Origin of the sequence: Enterococcus sp. 2STP (assembly GCF_032465635.1) — a bacterium.
Classification (GTDB): Bacteria; Bacillota; Bacilli; order Lactobacillales; family Enterococcaceae; genus Enterococcus_B; species Enterococcus_B lactis.
The window spans coordinates 1-16210 of sequence record NZ_JAWDJH010000021.1; the positions used below are offsets into that span (position 1 = coordinate 1).

Sequence of the window (16210 nt, forward strand, 5' to 3'; positions counted from 1 at the left end):
GAATTATTTTGCTGAATCACCTTGACATTGCCTAACGCCAAATGTATTATTTCAATAACTTTCATTATCTTTTAATTATTTCAGGTGATTTATTAATTAAACATGTTGCGCAATTATCTGGTTAATAGGGGTTGAAAAGGGTGAAAGCAGTATAAATAAGAGGGGGATATACATTATATGAAAAAAGTTTTAGCTTTGCTTCTAGTAAGTGCCGTTATGCTGGGAGCATGCGGGAGTAATGCAAAAGGGTCTAGCTCTTCAAAGAAAAGTGACCTTGTATCAGAATATAGTTCTGTATATGTAACAGATCTTGAAACGCTAGATTACACATTCTCATCCCGTAAAACGAATAGTGACCACTATACTAACTTTGTGGAAGGTCTTTTGGAAAATGACCAATATGGGAACCTGAAAGGCGATATGGCTAAGTCATGGGAAGTTAGTGATGACGGGTTGACTTATACGTATCATCTTCGCAAAGGTGTTCCTTGGGTGGATAGTGAAGGAAATGAGTATGGGGCTGATGTGACAGCAAATGACTTTGTTACTGGGTTGAAACACGCGGTAGATGTACAATCAGAAACGTTATATATCGTGGCAGATAGTATCAAAGGCTTATCTGATTATATAGATGGTAAAACGAATGATTTTTCTACTGTTGGGGTAAAAGCAGTAGATGACTATACGTTGCAATACACATTGAATAAACCTGAACCATTCTGGAACTCCAAAACGACTTACGGTATCTTATATCCAATCAATGAAGAGTTCCTAAAATCAAAAGGGAAAGATTTCGGTAAACCAACACCAGACTCCATCCTTTATAATGGACCCTTCATCCTTGCAAACAATACAGCTAAATCAGTTATCGAATATACGAAGAATGAATCTTATTGGGATCCTAAAAATGTCCATTTAGACACAGTAAAATGGACCTACAATGATGGAAGTGATCCCGATGGGTTATTTAAATCTTACGAAAATGGAGAATTATCTCTTGCTCGTGTTTATCCAAATTCACCAGGATATAAAGACGTAACAAAAGCTTATCCAGATGGTGTGACTTGGTCTCAAACAGGTGGATCCACATACAATTTAACATTTAACTTTAACCGAGGTACATTTGATGCAACTTCAAAAACAACAGATAAAGAAAAAGAAGATACACAGAAAGCTATTTTAGACCGCAATTTCCGTTTAGCTATTCTATTCGGATTTGATAAGAAGAGCTATAACGCACAAAGTGTAGGAGAAGAAGGAGCCACTAAAGCATTACGTAATACACTTGTTCCTGCCGATTTTGTAGAAATTGGCGGAAAACCTTACGGTGATACAGTGGCAAGTAAATTAAAAGCACTGGATTCCGATGCTTTTGGCGATGTAAATTTATCTGATGGACAAGATGGGTATTATAACGCAGACAAAGCCAAAGAATATATGGAAAAAGCAAAAACAGAACTAGAAGCAAAAGGTGTGCAATTCCCTATTCATTTAGATATGCCAGTTGAGGAAACTTCTGAGATTAGTGTCAACATGGTCAAATCTTTGAAAAAATCAGTGGAAACTTCTTTAGGATCAGATAACGTAGTGGTTGATGTTCAACTATTGAATGAAGATAAATATTTAGCTGCTACTTATCAAGCGACGACCGGACAAGCTGGCGACTTTGACATTACAAATGCCTCTGGTTGGGGTCCAGACTACACTGATCCATCTTCTTACTTGAATATCTATGATTCACGCAAAGGGGATATGATCCATACACTTGGACTGGAAGCTTCTGCCGTAGTACAAGGAACGGATCCATCAACTGCTGCGAAAAAAGCAATGAACTTGTCTGAATACGACGCATTATTGGATAAAGCCGCTGCTATCACTGATGATTTAGATGCTCGTTACACTGCTTATGCAGATGCAGAAGCTTGGTTGTTAGATAATGCTTTGCAAGTACCAATTTATGCAGATGGTGGGACGCCGCGTGTCACAAATGTAGTACCATTTAGCGGACCATATGGTTGGGCAGGTATTGCTGCAAACAAATTGAAATATGTAGAAGTACAAAGCGATATCGTCACAACAGATCAATACGACAAAGCGAAGAAAGCTTGGGAAACGAAAAAAGAAGAAACTGCGAAAGAAGCAGAAACAACAAGTTCTAAGTAATTTAGCTGAATGAATAGTAAAAAAGGCTTTCAATTTCTATTGTAGCCTTTTTTACTTATATGATGAAAGAGAGGGAAAATTGTGAAAAGATACCTTTTATTTAGGGTCCTGCGCTCTATACTTAGTATTTTTCTTGTAACTACCTTAACCTATGCGGTGATCTATTCACTTGTTCCGAGAAAAACGATATTTCAAAATGATGTGAATTACGGAAAATTAAAGGCAAAACCAGATGAACTGGCAGATTATGAAAATACAGCCTTCAGCAAGATGGGTTATATCGAATACCACACGACGAAAGAACTGAAAAAAGAAGTAGGAAGCAGTTCATCAGAAAAAGCCTCTTCTGAGCAGTTAGAAGAAAAATACCAAGATTGGGCGAAGAAAAATGGTTGGACGCTCAAACAATTTCCAATCAGCAAAGAATATTATGCGACAAAAGATATTCCATTAGTAAAACGCGTAGTGAATTTCTATGCGAATATGATCCAAATCGATCACCCATGGAAAGTAAAAGATGCCAGCAATCCTAACTTAAAACATTCTCTGCGTATCGAAAACGATGAGTTGGTCGGTTGGGCACTTGTCGGTTCAGGAACACAATATAAATACCAAATCTATTTCAATGGACAATTTCCTTATATCCATCAAAATATCGTTCATTTGAATCTAGGCACTTCATATCCGACATTTGCCGGACAAGCGGTAACAAGCATCATCTCAGGAGGACAAGGGAAAACAGAAAGTACAGAGACAACATTTAATGATGATTTTACAGCACGCTCTTCTGCTAATATCTATCTCCGTCAATATCAGAAAACAAAAAACATCTCTTCACGAGACAAAAAATATTTTTCTGATAATTACGTCATCACAGACACGAATCACCAAGACCCATCGATGATCGGTACATCATTTCGTATGGGAGCTGTCGCTGTTATTATTGCTTATGCGATCGGTATACCTGCTGCGATGTTGATGGCTCGTTACAAAGGAAAGATACCAGATAAAGCAGGGATCGCTATCGTAACGGTGCTGATCTCCGTGCCAAGTCTAGCCTTTATCTATTTCTTCCGATTTATTGGAAGCAGCTGGTTTTCTTTGCCAGATTCCTTCCCAGCATTGGGCGCACAAGATATTCGCTCCTATATATTACCGACAGTGATTCTAGGACTATTGTCTGTTTCTGGAATCGTTATTTGGCTGAGACGTTACATGATCGACCAACAGTCTTCCGATTATGTTAAATTTGCGAAAGCAAAAGGTTTGAATGCGAAAGAAATTGCTAGAAAACACATTTTCAAAAATGCAGCTATCCCAATCGTCAATGGGATTCCAGGAAGTATCATCGGAGCGATTGCTGGGGCGACGATCACAGAAACAGTGTTTGCTGCACCAGGTATGGGGAAAATGCTCCCTGATGCGATCATTACCCATAACAATCCATTAGTTATCGCAATCGTTTTTGTCTTTACCACAGTATCCGTATTTTCAATCTTAGCCGGGGATATTGCGATGGCATTAGTCGATCCGCGAATCAAACTATCGTCAGGAGGAAAATAGCTTGGAAAATGTGAAAACAGAACAAATGAACGAATTCATTTTTGTAGAAACGAATTCGTTAGCTTCAGAAAAGATTGATACGCCGAAGTATTCGTATTGGCGTTCGGTCATGCGTAAATTCTTTTCAAACAAAGTTGCGATTTTTATGCTGATACTGATGCTGGCTGTCTTATTGATGAGCTTTATTCAGCCATTATTCAGCGGATACAAATTTATGGATGTAAAAGATATCAATGATTTTACGAAACGCTATAATCCACCAAGTGCAAAATTTTGGTTTGGTACGGATGCTAACGGCATGTCCTTATTCGATGCAGTTTGGGCAGGGGCAAAAACATCAATTTCCATCAGTGTCATTGCTACATTGATCACTACAGTTATTGGTGTAGTAGTAGGGGCGATTTGGGGAACATCGAAAGCAATTGACCGTTTCATGTTGGAAATTTACAACATCATCTCGAATGTGCCAACTTTACTGATCGTTATCGTTCTCTCGTATACATTTGGTTCCGGATTTTGGAATTTGATTTTTGCGATGTGTGTGACGAGCTGGCTGAGCGTAGCTTACTTTATTCGGGTACAAGTCATGATCATCCGCGACCGCGAGTATAATTTAGCCTCAAAAACACTAGGAACACCGACCTTGCGGATGATTTTTCGTAATATCCTACCTTATCTGATTTCTATCATCGTGACAGATGTATCTAGAGCGCTACCTTCGTTTATTTCATATGAAACCTTTCTTTCATTCTTAGGCGTTGGGTTAAGCAGTGATGTTCCTTCCCTCGGACGATTGATCGCAAAATATACGAATAACATGAGCAATTACCCTTATCTTTTCTGGATTCCTGTGACTGTACTGGCGTTAGTTTCTGTTTCTTTATACATCGTAGGACAAACTCTTGCAGATGCGGCAGATCCAAGAACACATATTTAGGAGGCAAACAATGGAGAAACAAACAATTTTATCAGTAGAAAACATCTCGGTCAGCTTCCATGTTCGTCACCGTGAATTAAAAGCGATCAGAAATGTCTCATTAGAGCTAAAAGAAAAAGAAACATTAGCCATCGTTGGTGAATCAGGATCAGGAAAATCAGTTCTGACAAAAACATTCACCGGGATGCTGGAACAAAACGGCAATATCACTTCAGGAACGATCCGCTATAAAGACAAGATATTAAGCGAATTGAAAAAGGATGAAGAATGGGAAGATATTCGGGGAAAAGAAATCGCGACGATCTTCCAAGATCCTATGACTTCACTGAATCCTATCAAAACAATTGGCTCACAAATCTCAGAAGTCATCATCAAACACCAGAAGAAATCAGCGAAAGAAGCGAAACGCTTAGCTGTCGAATTGATGGAAAAAACAGGAATCCCTAATGCGGCAAAAAGATATGATGAATATCCTTTCCAATACTCTGGTGGGATGAGACAACGGATCGTCATTGCTATTGCATTGGCTTGCCGACCTAAAATCTTGATTTGTGATGAACCGACAACCGCTTTGGATGTAACGATCCAAGCACAAATCTTGGAACTAATCAAAGAGCTTCAGGAAGAATATCAATTCACAACGATTTTTATCACCCATGATTTGGGCGTTGTCGCGGCTATAGCAGACAAAGTAGCTGTTATGTATGCTGGACAGATCATCGAAAGCGGAACAGTTGAAGAAATTTTTTATGATCCAAAACATCCCTATACATGGAGCTTGCTTTCTTCTTTACCACAATTAGCACAAAAAGGAGATGTGCTTTACTCTGTACCAGGAACACCACCTTCTTTATATAAAGATATCCAAGGAGATGCTTTTGCGCCTCGCAGCGCCTATGCGATGAAGGTCGATTTTACTAGTGAACCGCCTATGTTCCAAGTATCCGAAACCCATTTTGCGAAGACTTGGCTGCTGGATCCTCGTGCACCGAAAGTACTTAAACCAAAACAAATCGAAAATCTTCATGAAAAAATGATTGCTTTGGCTGCAGAATTGGATAGTGAAGAGCAAGACGGGGGGAAGCAAGTTGTCAGCTGATAAAAAAACTTTGTTAACTGTAAAAGATTTAGAAATCACTTTTGGAGAAGGAAAAAGCAAGTTCGTAGCTGTCCAAGACGCCAACTTTGATATTTATAAAGGAGAAACGTTCTCTCTCGTAGGAGAATCTGGTTCAGGCAAAACGACGATTGGCAGAGCAATCATTGGGTTAAATCCGACAAGCAAAGGGGATATTCTCTTTGAAGGGAAAAAGATCAATGGTCCCTTGTCGAAAAAAGAACAAGCAGAAAAAATCCGTAAGATCCAAATGATATTCCAAGACCCATCCGCATCGTTGAACGAACGGGCAACAGTAGAATATATTATCTCAGAAGGTCTCTATAATTTTAACCTGTTCCACTCGGAAGAAGAACGTTTGGAAAAGGTGGCAAAAATCATCAAAGAAGTCGGACTACTTCCAGAGCATATGTACCGCTATCCTCACGAATTTTCCGGCGGTCAAAGACAACGGATCGGGATCGCTCGTGCATTAGTGATGGAACCTGAATTAGTCGTAGCGGACGAACCAATCTCTGCTTTAGATGTTTCGATCCGTGCGCAAGTGTTGAACTTACTGAAAGATGCACAAAAAAAACGAGAAGTGACATATCTTTTTGTCGCTCATGATCTATCAGTCGTACGTTTTATTTCAGATAGGATCGCTGTGATCAGACAAGGACATATTTTAGAACTAGCTGAAACGGAAGAGTTATTCAACCATCCGCTTCATCCATATACAAAGGCATTGCTTTCAGCTGTGCCTATACCAGATCCTATTTTAGCAAGGAAAAGAAAATTACATGTGTATGATCCTAGCATACATGATTATACAAAAGACGGTCCGGTTTTCGAGGAAGTACGCCCCGGACATTTTGTATACGGGAATCAAAAGGAATTAGAAGCGTATCGAAAATTGTGAGATCTGCAGTTTGACTGGACACCGAAAGTCAGGTGATCAAACATGATAGTTAATCGATATTTTGGTAAAAGCAAGGGGAAGACAGAGAAGTCTTACCCCTTCTTAGTCCACAAAGGGGTGGATGAATTGGAGGATTGTTTATTTTGTAAAATAGTGAATGGAAGATTGCACCGAAGAAAAATAGTTGAGAGTGAAAATATTCTTGTATTTTTAGATAACGCAGGAGATGTCGATGGTCATATGATCGCTCTAGTCAAAAAACATCGGGTCAATTTAATTGATTGCGAGCAAGAACTATTTATTGAATTGATGAACGTCATTCGAGCGGTTTCTCTTCATTGCGTCGAAAATTGCGGTTTTGATGGCGTCAATTTGATCAAAGCAGAAGATGAGACAGTAGAAGAACATGTCTCTCACCTTCATTTCCATATTATTCCTAGAAAAAAACAAGATGGGGTGGATGCTTGGCCCTTATTTACCGGCGCGATGAATGATTTAGAGACTATGCACCAGCTTCTTGATATGAGACAAAGGACAGGAGAAAAATCCAGTGCATAAAAGAGAAGAATGTACGCTCTTAGATACGATTCATTCGGTTTTTAATAAAAAAAGATAAGGTAGCGAGTTGCTTAGAAAACTTGCTACCTTATCTTTTTTTGTTAATACGACTCGAATGTTCGTTCTTTGTTTTGACTTTTCCAAGCCTTTTTCTTCTTGATACTAATTTTATGAAAAATCAAGAAATAATTGTTATACTAGGTAATGCTGACAAACGGGATTGGTATTTCATTTTGATTCAGCTTCTTTTCAAATCACTAGGAAGGAGGGATAGATTGTTCAAGACTTATTTTCGTTTCAATAAAATACAAGATAATCCTTTTCGTATCATGAACCTGATGCTACTTATCTTTATCGTATTATGGTTAGGTTACATAAATCATGACTTTTTGATTTCAAGTTTTTCATCATTAGGGATCTTTACTTTTTTCTATTATCAAAACATACCGATGAAATCTTTGCTGAAACGTATGTTTTTGATCGGTTGTGGACTTTTGTTTGCTTTCGTTCTAGGGATTTTGTCAACTTATGTTTTATGGCTTGAACCATTTGCTGTAGCTTTGGTTGCTTTTTCCAGCAGATTCGTGTTGCGATTATTCCATATCTCTAAACCAGGTGGCTTGTTTTTTGCGATGCTTTCTGCCATGGGAACGAGTATGCAGCTGCCAATCGCTCAATTACCGATCGTCTCGCTTTATTTTTTTATGGGTGTCGTTTTTGCCCTGATTGCGGCAGTGATTACAAAATTACTGGATTCACGACCTGAGCAGACAATTGAAAAAGCGACTCTAAAAGAAAGGTTTCATGAAGAGCCTTTGGTGATCATTGATTCTGTTTTCTACAGTGCCGCCTTGTTTCTGTCCGTTTATGTCAGTCATGGCTTGAATCTGCATAATCCTTATTGGTTGACCTTGTCATGTGCATCGATTTTGCTGGCGGAAAATTTGGATGCGATGAAGCATCGACAAGTCCAATATCTGATTGGATCGATGGGTGGGTTATGTGTGTCAGCAGTCTTGTCATTTGTGCCGTTCACGCAACTGCAGACGATTTTTCTGATTACGTTTCTTTACGGAATCGCACAATTTCTAGTTGCTAGAAATTACGCAGTTGCTAATATTTTTCTTAATCCCATGGCGTTGATGCTATCTACACTTATTCGCGGGGCCTATCTGATGTCTTTGATCGAATATCGTTTTTTAGGAATCATCATAGGAAGTTTCATCGGTTTAGGTGTTGCGTGGGTAATGAATGTCGGGCTGCAACATTATTTAAATGTCGTTCGAAAGAAATTAGAATAGAAGGACAAATAGAAGTATATGTGCTAAAAAAGGTTGTGAAAAAGTCATTTTCACAACCTTTTTCTTAATACTCAAAACTGAGCGGCTTTTTCACAACCTCAATTAATCGAATGATACTTCAAAGCGGACAGAAGTAGGAAATTCCGCAATGATTTCGTTTAATATAGTTGGTTTCACGTTTTTTACCTCTTGTCTGTGTTTCCAAACTGGTCGCACTTTTTCTTCTGATGCAACGATTTTATGTCTATCCGAGTGAGCTACACGTTTCAAAAGATAAACGAAATTGATTTGCTGATAGGTTTTATCTGTGTTTTCTTCAATTGAAAAGGTACTTTCAATAAGGGCAAGCAAACGGACGATTTTTGTTTCATAACCAGTTTCCTCTAGCATCTCGCGAACAACGGCTTGTTGACTTGTCTCAAAACGTTTGACCGCTCCGCCAGGCAATACTTGGATGCCATGTTCATTGTTTTCCCTGCTCAAAAGAATAGCATCTGTTTCCTCATTCCATAAAATTCCAGATGCCCGTATATCAAATTGAAAATTCTCTTCTACCATACGCAAATCATTTGTTTCCATTCCAACGCCCACCAATCTTTTTCGCAAAAAAATTTTTATATTTATTTTATCATCAATTTTTGTTTATGTTGGCGGCTGGGCAAACTTTTTTGAGATAATCATCGCTTTACTTGAAAGTCGTACAGATATTCTTGCTTTCTCCATAGTGAAGGTTCTACACGTCGCTTTTCCGTAAGAGACAAGCTACTTAGGTCGAGTTCCCAGATGATTAGATTATTATTATGATCATGGGTAGCAATCGCTACGTGTTCATCATCAATCACGGAGACAATAAATACCCCACTAAGATCCATGTTTGTCGGGAGTTTTTTAGTAGTTTCTGCAGTCTCAAGATCAATAAAGTAGATCGTGCCGTTACTTGAAAAGTAAACAAGCTGATCTTTATAAATAAAACTTCCTTTTGAAAAACTGAATCCTATATCTTCCAGTATTATTTCTCGGTCTGTTTCTTTAAATGTATACGATGAATCTTTCAGCGAATAGCTAAATAATCCAGCTCGCCGATTATTAGCAAAATCAAAAGCCACTCCGTATAAGTGGTTTTCATGAACATTTAGCCGATAACCTATCAGATATTCACTCCCTTCTATATTGGGGAACGAACCAAGGTTCTCACTGATAAGCGTATCTTCAGAAAGATAGAGTCTATCAACAAATAATTTTCCTATTTCTTCGTCACGTAAAATATAGAGAGACTGCTCATCGTTTCCAGTCGAAAAAATATGCCCGTTGATAATCGTATAGTCATTATTAAAATAAAGATTGTTTTGATAAAGGATGTCATCGGTATCTGGATAGCCATGATTGAACAAAGTAACCAGCTTCCCGTCCAATATGACGCTGTCTATTCCTGTATGTTCTTTTGTTTGGCGCTTTTCCTTTTCGATTTTTCCTGAATGAGGTGTATAAACAAAGTCATGCGTTCGATCAGATAAAAAGACTTTTTGATCATGTTGTACGAAAGTGCCTAGTTCCAGTCCTTCTGTTTTTAAAATCACTTGATCCTTCTTTCCGATACCAACGAATCTGCCAGATGTTACAAACTTGTCCATTGTATTCGAAAAATAGAGATAATAATCATAATCACCTGAAAGATTTTTTCCTGAAGTAGAACATCCTGATAATAAAAGCAATCCAATAAAATAAAATAGATGTCTGATTTTCATTTCTACTCCTCGTTATCTAATTGTCTGATATGTTCTAGTCAAGTTCGAGTCTCGGATATCTAACGGATAGACACCAGTCCCTCCGTTTCTATCGATATCAATTCCTGCATTTAAGAGATAGGCGCTCCACACCAGTTTAGAACAATTTTTTGCACCAGTATGTGCTGTTTGTCGATTCGTAGCGAAATTATAAGAATAGCCATCAATACCTACTCTGGAATTTGCCCAATTAGCTGCCGCATTTCTTTTTGCTTGAGTAGTGGAAACAGATTGCATCACGGCATTTGGCTCTACATTTCTACCGACATAACTAATGTTTCTAACACCAGTTTCTGGAATAGATTCAACAATTCTGTTAAATGCATAATAAATACCTACATGACCATGTGGAATACCTAAAGTAGAAGAAGGAGTATAGAAAATATCGCCTTTATTAAGAGCAGTTCCTAGTTTCTTGTTTCCTGAACTTCCGCCGCGTAATTGCCGCATTTCTTTCTCTGTATCTTCGATAGCGCTTTCTAATTCCGATAGAGATATTTCAATAACTTCTTCTCTACTAATATTCATAGTTCTTGCAGTCTCATCAATACTAACTAATAATTCCGATTGTGATAATCCTGGTTGTAATTCAAGCAATCGATCAATTTTACTTATTTCAGTAGCTTGAACACCATTACTCATAAAAAACATTCCTAATATTATTCCACCTATTACCGATTTTTTCATTCTCTAACACTCCTTTTATTTTTTTATATTTCAACAATTACAGTGTATTCTAACTAGCAATCAAATGTAAGACACAAATCATTGCGCCATATATTCAATTCCTAAATTTTCCGTTATAGTTAATATGGGAGAGAATACTTAAATGAAAGGAGCGAGGGATGGAGATCCATCAGTGGTTGCGTGAGAAGAGAAGGGAAAAAGGGTATACTCAAAAATGGGTGTCACTTCAGTTACATATTACAAGACAAGGTTTGTCCAATTGGGAAAATGGCCGGTCATATCCAAGTTATGAGATGCTCTATAAATTGATTTGTTTGTATGGATGCTCAGCTAAAGAGATTTCAGAACTGTTTACAAGAGAAAGAGAAACAAAGAACTAGGGTACACCATTTCTTTTTTAAGATCCCAATCGTTATAGACTCTTTTCAATTACAAATGTTTCTAATATAGTTGATATTGAGGGAAATGGATGCGGTTTAACAACGAGGAGGATGCTTGGATGGTATTTGCTCGATGGCTGACAAAAAAAAGAAAAGACCGAAGTTATACACAAGATTTCGTTGCACGACAATTAGGTATCACAAGACAAACACTTTCCAAATGGGAAACAGGTCTATCGCGTCCCAGTTACGAGATGTTACAAAAAATTTTTCGTTTTTACGACTGTTCGCAAAAAGAAGTAGCTGAATTGTTTAAGACAATCGGAAACGGTAAGATGTGAATGTGGGAAGAATAATTGGTAGATCATATGTAATAATAAAACTTATTTCCGAAGTAGCACCTTTTGGAACACTATTCATTCGGAAAAAGTGATTGTGACACGACTTTTGCCATAGCCTCGTTTTAGCAGGTTGACTTTCTTTTTGACATTTGATACCATTCAAAATGCAAATCGTAATTATTTCGATTTGCATTCTTTAACATGACTACAATCAAAGAAGAAAGTGGGTCGTCTATATGGAAAAAACAGATATCTCAAGTGCGTATCGCCGTTTGAAAAGCCCAAATATCAAAACACGAAAACGTGCGTTGAAAATCATCAAAGATGTGAAACGAAATAGTGGAAAAAGGTAAGAAGAAGGAAACTTAATAAAAAAATGAGGTTGTGACAGAAGTGGTCAGCTTCAAGAAATAAGAAGGAATTGACGAAATTTACTTCTCACATTTTTGTGTAATTTCGGCTTATTTCCGAAGAAGCTACTTCTGGAACACCGGTTATTCGGAAAAAGGAACTGCGACACGATTTTTGTCACAGTTCTATTTTCAATTATTTTTGTTTATTCCCACTCAATAGCCTATTAGGAAGTAAGAAAATTCAACACTGATTTGTTGGGATTTTTAACGGTATAGCTAGCGTGATTAGATTTGAATTGAATTAAACTGTGACCAAAAGTGTGACCATAAACGTCTCATTTTTTGGATATATTATTCTATTCATGCGAATAACCTTGATTAAATGCGGGTGTTTATACTCCATTTTATTTTAGGTTGACACACTTGAGCTTTAAGAATATACTCTAAACGAATTGAATATTTCTTCGGGGCAGGGTGTAATTCCCGACCGACGGTGACGAGTTTACTCGAAGTCCGTGACCCACATTTTTGTGGTTGAGCCAGTGAAAATCTGGCACCGACAGTTAAAGTCTGGATGGGAGAAGAAAAGTTGACTGAAGGTCGGTTTTATTTATTAAAATCGATTTACCTTTAGGTTTGTTTAGTTATGCCCTGTGATTAAATTCGCAGGGCTTTTTTTGTTGAAAGGGGGAATTTATATGCACCAGTCTTTCATGCTAGCTGCGATTGCAGAAGCAAAAAAAGGAAAGGGAAATACCTTTACCAATCCATTAGTTGGAGCAGCAATTGTAAAAGAAGGAAAGCTAATCTCACTAGGTGCCCATTTACATTATGGCGAGTCCCACGCTGAAGTAAATGCTATTCAAAATTGTAGTTCCCCCGAAGAACTGTTTAATTCAACTTTATATGTTACTTTAGAACCTTGTAACCACCAAGGAAAACAGCCACCTTGTACGCAAGCCATTGTTCAGTCTGGTATCACAACAGTAGTCATAGGTCAGCTTGATCCGAATCCTTTAGTGGCAGGAAAAGGCAGAGAATTTCTACAAAAGCATGGAATCAAAGTAATTGTAGGTGTGGAAGAAGAGAAATGTAGAGCACTGAATCCTTTTTATAACCACTTTTTTGAAATGGATCGTCCCTATATCACACTAAAACAAGCCGTTACACTAGATGGGAAGATTTCTATAAAGAAAGGTTCTCGGCACTCAATAACAAGCCCAAGGGCAATTTCAAGAGTACGGAAAGAGCGAGGAGAATACCAAGGAATCGTGGTGGGGAGCGAAACTGTTCTAGTTGATAACCCTCATTTGTTGCCTGATGCTGAAAATATTTTCCCGCCAGTGCGCATCGTTTTGGATCGTAGAGGGCGGATTCTTAAAAGTCCTGAACTCAATCTTTTTCAAAAGACAACAAGTCCGGTTTGGATATTTACGGAAAATCATGAGCTAAAGGAAATATTCCCCCATGTAACAATTTTTTATACACCTAAGTTTTCTTTTGCCTTCTTTATTGAGACCATGAGAAAGAAAGGTGTTCAGTCGTTGTACGTAGAAGGAGGAGCGAAAATCCATGATGCTTTTTTAGCAGAAAGTCTCTGGGACGAAGTCATCAGTTATATTGCGCCCAAACTTTTTGGGGGAACAAGTCCGATGTCCTTTCATAGTGAACGTTTAGTCTCTAAAGACCAGCAATTAGAATTTTTGGAAGTTGAACAGCTTGGAGAAGACATTCGAGTGAGGGGGAAACGAAAGCAATGTTCACAGGATTAATCGCCGAACAAGGAATAGTCAAAGAAATTAGACGAAACCAGCAAATGATCCAACTCACTTTTCAGGCTTCCAACAGTATACTAAGTGATTACAACATTGGTGATAGTATGGCAGTCAATGGGGTATGTTTAACTGCTATTGAGGTTTCAAGTACATTTTTTAAAGCTGAAATAATGCCTGAAACTTTTAAACGGACCACTTTTTCCACCGTAAAAGTGGGCGATAGAGTCAATTTAGAACGAGCAGTTTTGATGATGCAACGTTTTGAAGGACATTTTGTTGCGGGACATATTGATACTGTTACAAGGTTGATTAAGAAAGTAGAGAATCAAAATGCATTAGTTTTGACGTTTGCTTATCCAACCAAATATGCAGGTGAAATCATTCCACAAGGATCAATTGCAATTAATGGAGTAAGTTTAACAGTGACGGAAACAACAACAGCAAGCTTTTCAGTTAGTCTGATTCCACATTCCAAATCCTTGACAAATCTGGGAAATTTAAGTGTAGGACATTTTGTGAATATAGAAACGGATATGGTTGGAAAATATGTAAAGGCACAGAGAAATAAATTTGAAATGTATAAGGAGAAGGACTTACTATGAGTAATATTACTGAAGCAATAAAGACCCTGAAAAAGGGTGGGCTAATCATTGTAGCTGATGATGAAGATAGAGAATCAGAAGGAGATCTGGTTGGTTTAGCCGAATATGTGACACCTGAGGCGGTCAATTTTATGACAAAGTTTGGTCGAGGATTAATTTGTGCGCCACTATCTAAGAGCATTGCGCAACGCTTATCTTTAGGAGAAATGACAGCTCATAATACGGATGCATTTGGTACAGCTTTTACGATTAGTGTGGATCATAAACATACGAAGACTGGTATTTCCGCATTTGATCGAGCAACTTCCATTCAAGCATTGGCTGATCCTCATTCGAAATCAAATGATTTTCTTAGACCAGGACATATTTTCCCTTTGATTAGTGTAGAGGGCGGAACGCTTGTACGTCGAGGACACACTGAAGCTGCGATTGATTTAGCGAAATTAGCTAATAGCGTAGAGGCTGCTTATATTTGCGAGATCCTAAAAGAGGATGGAACGATGGCAAGGATGAAAGACCTGACCCGTTTATCTGAAAAATGGCAGTTACCCTTAATTACTATTGATGAGTTGGTAAAATTTTTAGAAGAAAGTAGTCATATAACAGTAAACTTACCGACAGATTATGGTGATTTCAAATTGACGATTTATGAAGATGGAGAAAAGCGGGAGCATTTATTGTTAACAAAAGGAGATATTCAAAATAGTCAATCTCCTACATTAGTCCGAGTTCATTCAGAATGTTTAACCGGTGATGTCTTCGGGTCTCATCGTTGCGATTGTGGTGAACAGTTACATGAAGCGATGAGAATGATTGAGAAAGAGGGGACTGGGGCTATTCTTTATCTTCGTCAAGAAGGTCGTGGGATCGGATTGAGGAATAAGCTAAAAGCTTATCAATTACAAGAACAAGGACTTGATACTTATGAAGCAAATATTGAATTGGGGTTTGCTCCGGATGAACGAGATTATCACTTTGCAGCAGATATTTTAAAATCAATTGGTGCAACGTCCATTCGATTACTTACAAACAATCCCGATAAAGTAACAGAGCTACAACAGGATGGAATTACGATTGTCGATAGGGTACCCATTGAAACCGTTCCACAAAAGGAAAACCAAGCCTATTTAAAAACAAAAAGAGATAAGTTCCACCATTACTTATCAGTATAAAAATAAAGGAGCAAGAAAATGACAATTTATGAAGGAAATTATTCTCCAAGGGATCTTCGAATAGGAATTGTAGTCGCGCGATTTAATGAATTTATCAATCAAAAATTATTGCAAGGAGCATTGGATAATTTAAAAAGACACGGCGTTAAAGAAGAACAAATTGATATATATTGGGTACCAGGAGCTTTTGAAATTCCTTTTATTACCAAAAAACTCAGCAAAAAAGATAGTTATGATGGGTTGATTACGTTGGGAACAGTGATCAGAGGCGCAACTACTCATTATGAATTAGTTTCCAATGAGGTAGCAAAAGGAGTCGCACATATTAACCTAGAATCCGATATTCCCGTGATGTTCGGTGTATTAACCACAGAATCCATTGAGCAAGCAATTGAAAGAGCAGGGACGAAAGCAGGGAATAAAGGTAGTGAAGCTGCTCAAGGGTTAATTGAAATGATCTCTCTTTCACAACAAATTTGAAAATTCCTAATTTTTAGAGTATGACGAGTTTACTGCGAAAATATAAACCTTCAGTTTACTGAATACAACAAACGCAGTTATTAATATCAAAAGTGC

17 protein-coding genes and 1 riboswitch are annotated in these 16210 nt (G+C 37.9%); of the genes, 14 read left to right on the forward strand and 3 right to left on the reverse strand.

The features are described 5' to 3' along the window. The first annotated feature begins 177 nt into the window (after positions 1-177). The 7 genes from RWU19_RS09190 (at position 178) to RWU19_RS09220 (ending at position 8540) form a co-directional block, all read left to right on the forward strand. Entirely contained in the window at positions 178-2163 is a 1986-nt protein-coding gene (locus RWU19_RS09190; RefSeq protein ID WP_123838205.1) for a peptide ABC transporter substrate-binding protein, read from the forward strand. A gap of 81 nt (positions 2164-2244) precedes the next feature. Next, the gene (locus tag RWU19_RS09195) at positions 2245-3726 is read left to right on the forward strand and encodes an ABC transporter permease (protein WP_123838206.1); all 1482 of its coding nucleotides are present in this window, start codon (positions 2245-2247) and stop codon (positions 3724-3726) included. A gap of 25 nt (positions 3727-3751) precedes the next feature. Continuing rightward, a complete protein-coding gene (gene oppC / locus RWU19_RS09200; RefSeq protein ID WP_047928056.1) occupies positions 3752-4663 on the forward strand; it encodes an oligopeptide ABC transporter permease OppC in 912 nt (303 codons plus the stop codon). A 10-nt stretch (positions 4664-4673) separates the two neighbouring features. After that, complete coding sequence (locus tag RWU19_RS09205; RefSeq protein WP_123838207.1) at positions 4674-5762, forward strand: ABC transporter ATP-binding protein; 1089 nt, start codon at positions 4674-4676, stop codon at positions 5760-5762. Next, positions 5752-6681, forward strand: coding sequence for an ATP-binding cassette domain-containing protein (locus RWU19_RS09210; protein WP_002292658.1), 930 nt, complete (start codon positions 5752-5754; stop codon positions 6679-6681). The genes RWU19_RS09205 and RWU19_RS09210 overlap by 11 nt, the downstream gene beginning before the upstream one ends. A gap of 126 nt (positions 6682-6807) precedes the next feature. Next, positions 6808-7239: an HIT domain-containing protein gene (locus tag RWU19_RS09215; protein WP_002336611.1), complete on the forward strand. Its 432-nt coding sequence runs from the start codon at positions 6808-6810 to the stop codon at positions 7237-7239. A gap of 275 nt (positions 7240-7514) precedes the next feature. After that, the gene (locus RWU19_RS09220; RefSeq protein WP_002313933.1) at positions 7515-8540 is read left to right on the forward strand and encodes an FUSC family protein; all 1026 of its coding nucleotides are present in this window, start codon (positions 7515-7517) and stop codon (positions 8538-8540) included. A 102-nt stretch (positions 8541-8642) separates the two neighbouring features. Here the strand turns inward: RWU19_RS09220 and RWU19_RS09225 are convergent, their stop codons facing one another. The 3 genes from RWU19_RS09225 to RWU19_RS09235 form a co-directional block, all read right to left on the reverse strand. After that, positions 8643-9119 (reverse strand): NUDIX domain-containing protein, encoded by a 477-nt coding sequence (locus tag RWU19_RS09225; RefSeq protein WP_123838208.1) that lies wholly within the window; start codon positions 9117-9119, stop codon positions 8643-8645. A 98-nt stretch (positions 9120-9217) separates the two neighbouring features. Continuing rightward, on the reverse strand, positions 9218-10285 hold the full coding sequence (locus tag RWU19_RS09230) for a hypothetical protein (RefSeq protein WP_123838209.1): 1068 nt from the start codon (positions 10283-10285) through the stop codon (positions 9218-9220). Between the two features lie 12 nt (positions 10286-10297). Continuing rightward, positions 10298-11011, reverse strand: coding sequence for a hypothetical protein (locus RWU19_RS09235; protein ID WP_086311315.1), 714 nt, complete (start codon positions 11009-11011; stop codon positions 10298-10300). A gap of 158 nt (positions 11012-11169) precedes the next feature. On the opposite strand from RWU19_RS09235, the gene RWU19_RS09240 reads away from it, so the two are divergent. The 7 genes from RWU19_RS09240 to ribE all read left to right on the forward strand — a co-directional run bounded on the left by RWU19_RS09240 (position 11170) and on the right by ribE (position 16114). Next, complete coding sequence (locus RWU19_RS09240) at positions 11170-11391, forward strand: helix-turn-helix domain-containing protein (RefSeq protein ID WP_002309857.1); 222 nt, start codon at positions 11170-11172, stop codon at positions 11389-11391. An 89-nt stretch (positions 11392-11480) separates the two neighbouring features. Next, a complete protein-coding gene (locus RWU19_RS09245) occupies positions 11481-11732 on the forward strand; it encodes a helix-turn-helix domain-containing protein (RefSeq protein ID WP_002309856.1) in 252 nt (83 codons plus the stop codon). A gap of 236 nt (positions 11733-11968) precedes the next feature. Continuing rightward, complete coding sequence (locus RWU19_RS09250) at positions 11969-12085, forward strand: putative metal homeostasis protein (protein ID WP_002288644.1); 117 nt, start codon at positions 11969-11971, stop codon at positions 12083-12085. Between the two features lie 456 nt (positions 12086-12541). Next, positions 12542-12675, forward strand: a riboswitch (FMN riboswitch). 108 nt (positions 12676-12783) lie between these two features. Next, positions 12784-13857, forward strand: a complete 1074-nt coding sequence (gene ribD / locus RWU19_RS09255; protein WP_123838210.1) for a bifunctional diaminohydroxyphosphoribosylaminopyrimidine deaminase/5-amino-6-(5-phosphoribosylamino)uracil reductase RibD — start codon at positions 12784-12786, stop codon at positions 13855-13857. Further along, the gene (locus RWU19_RS09260; protein WP_123838211.1) at positions 13842-14462 is read left to right on the forward strand and encodes a riboflavin synthase; all 621 of its coding nucleotides are present in this window, start codon (positions 13842-13844) and stop codon (positions 14460-14462) included. Before ribD ends, RWU19_RS09260 begins: the two co-directional genes overlap by 16 nt. Continuing rightward, a complete protein-coding gene (locus RWU19_RS09265; protein ID WP_002315493.1) occupies positions 14459-15634 on the forward strand; it encodes a bifunctional 3,4-dihydroxy-2-butanone-4-phosphate synthase/GTP cyclohydrolase II in 1176 nt (391 codons plus the stop codon). The genes RWU19_RS09260 and RWU19_RS09265 overlap by 4 nt, the downstream gene beginning before the upstream one ends. Positions 15635-15652: 18 nt before the next feature. Continuing rightward, positions 15653-16114: a 6,7-dimethyl-8-ribityllumazine synthase gene (gene ribE, locus RWU19_RS09270; protein ID WP_002315494.1), complete on the forward strand. Its 462-nt coding sequence runs from the start codon at positions 15653-15655 to the stop codon at positions 16112-16114. The last annotated feature ends 96 nt before the right edge of the window (positions 16115-16210 follow it).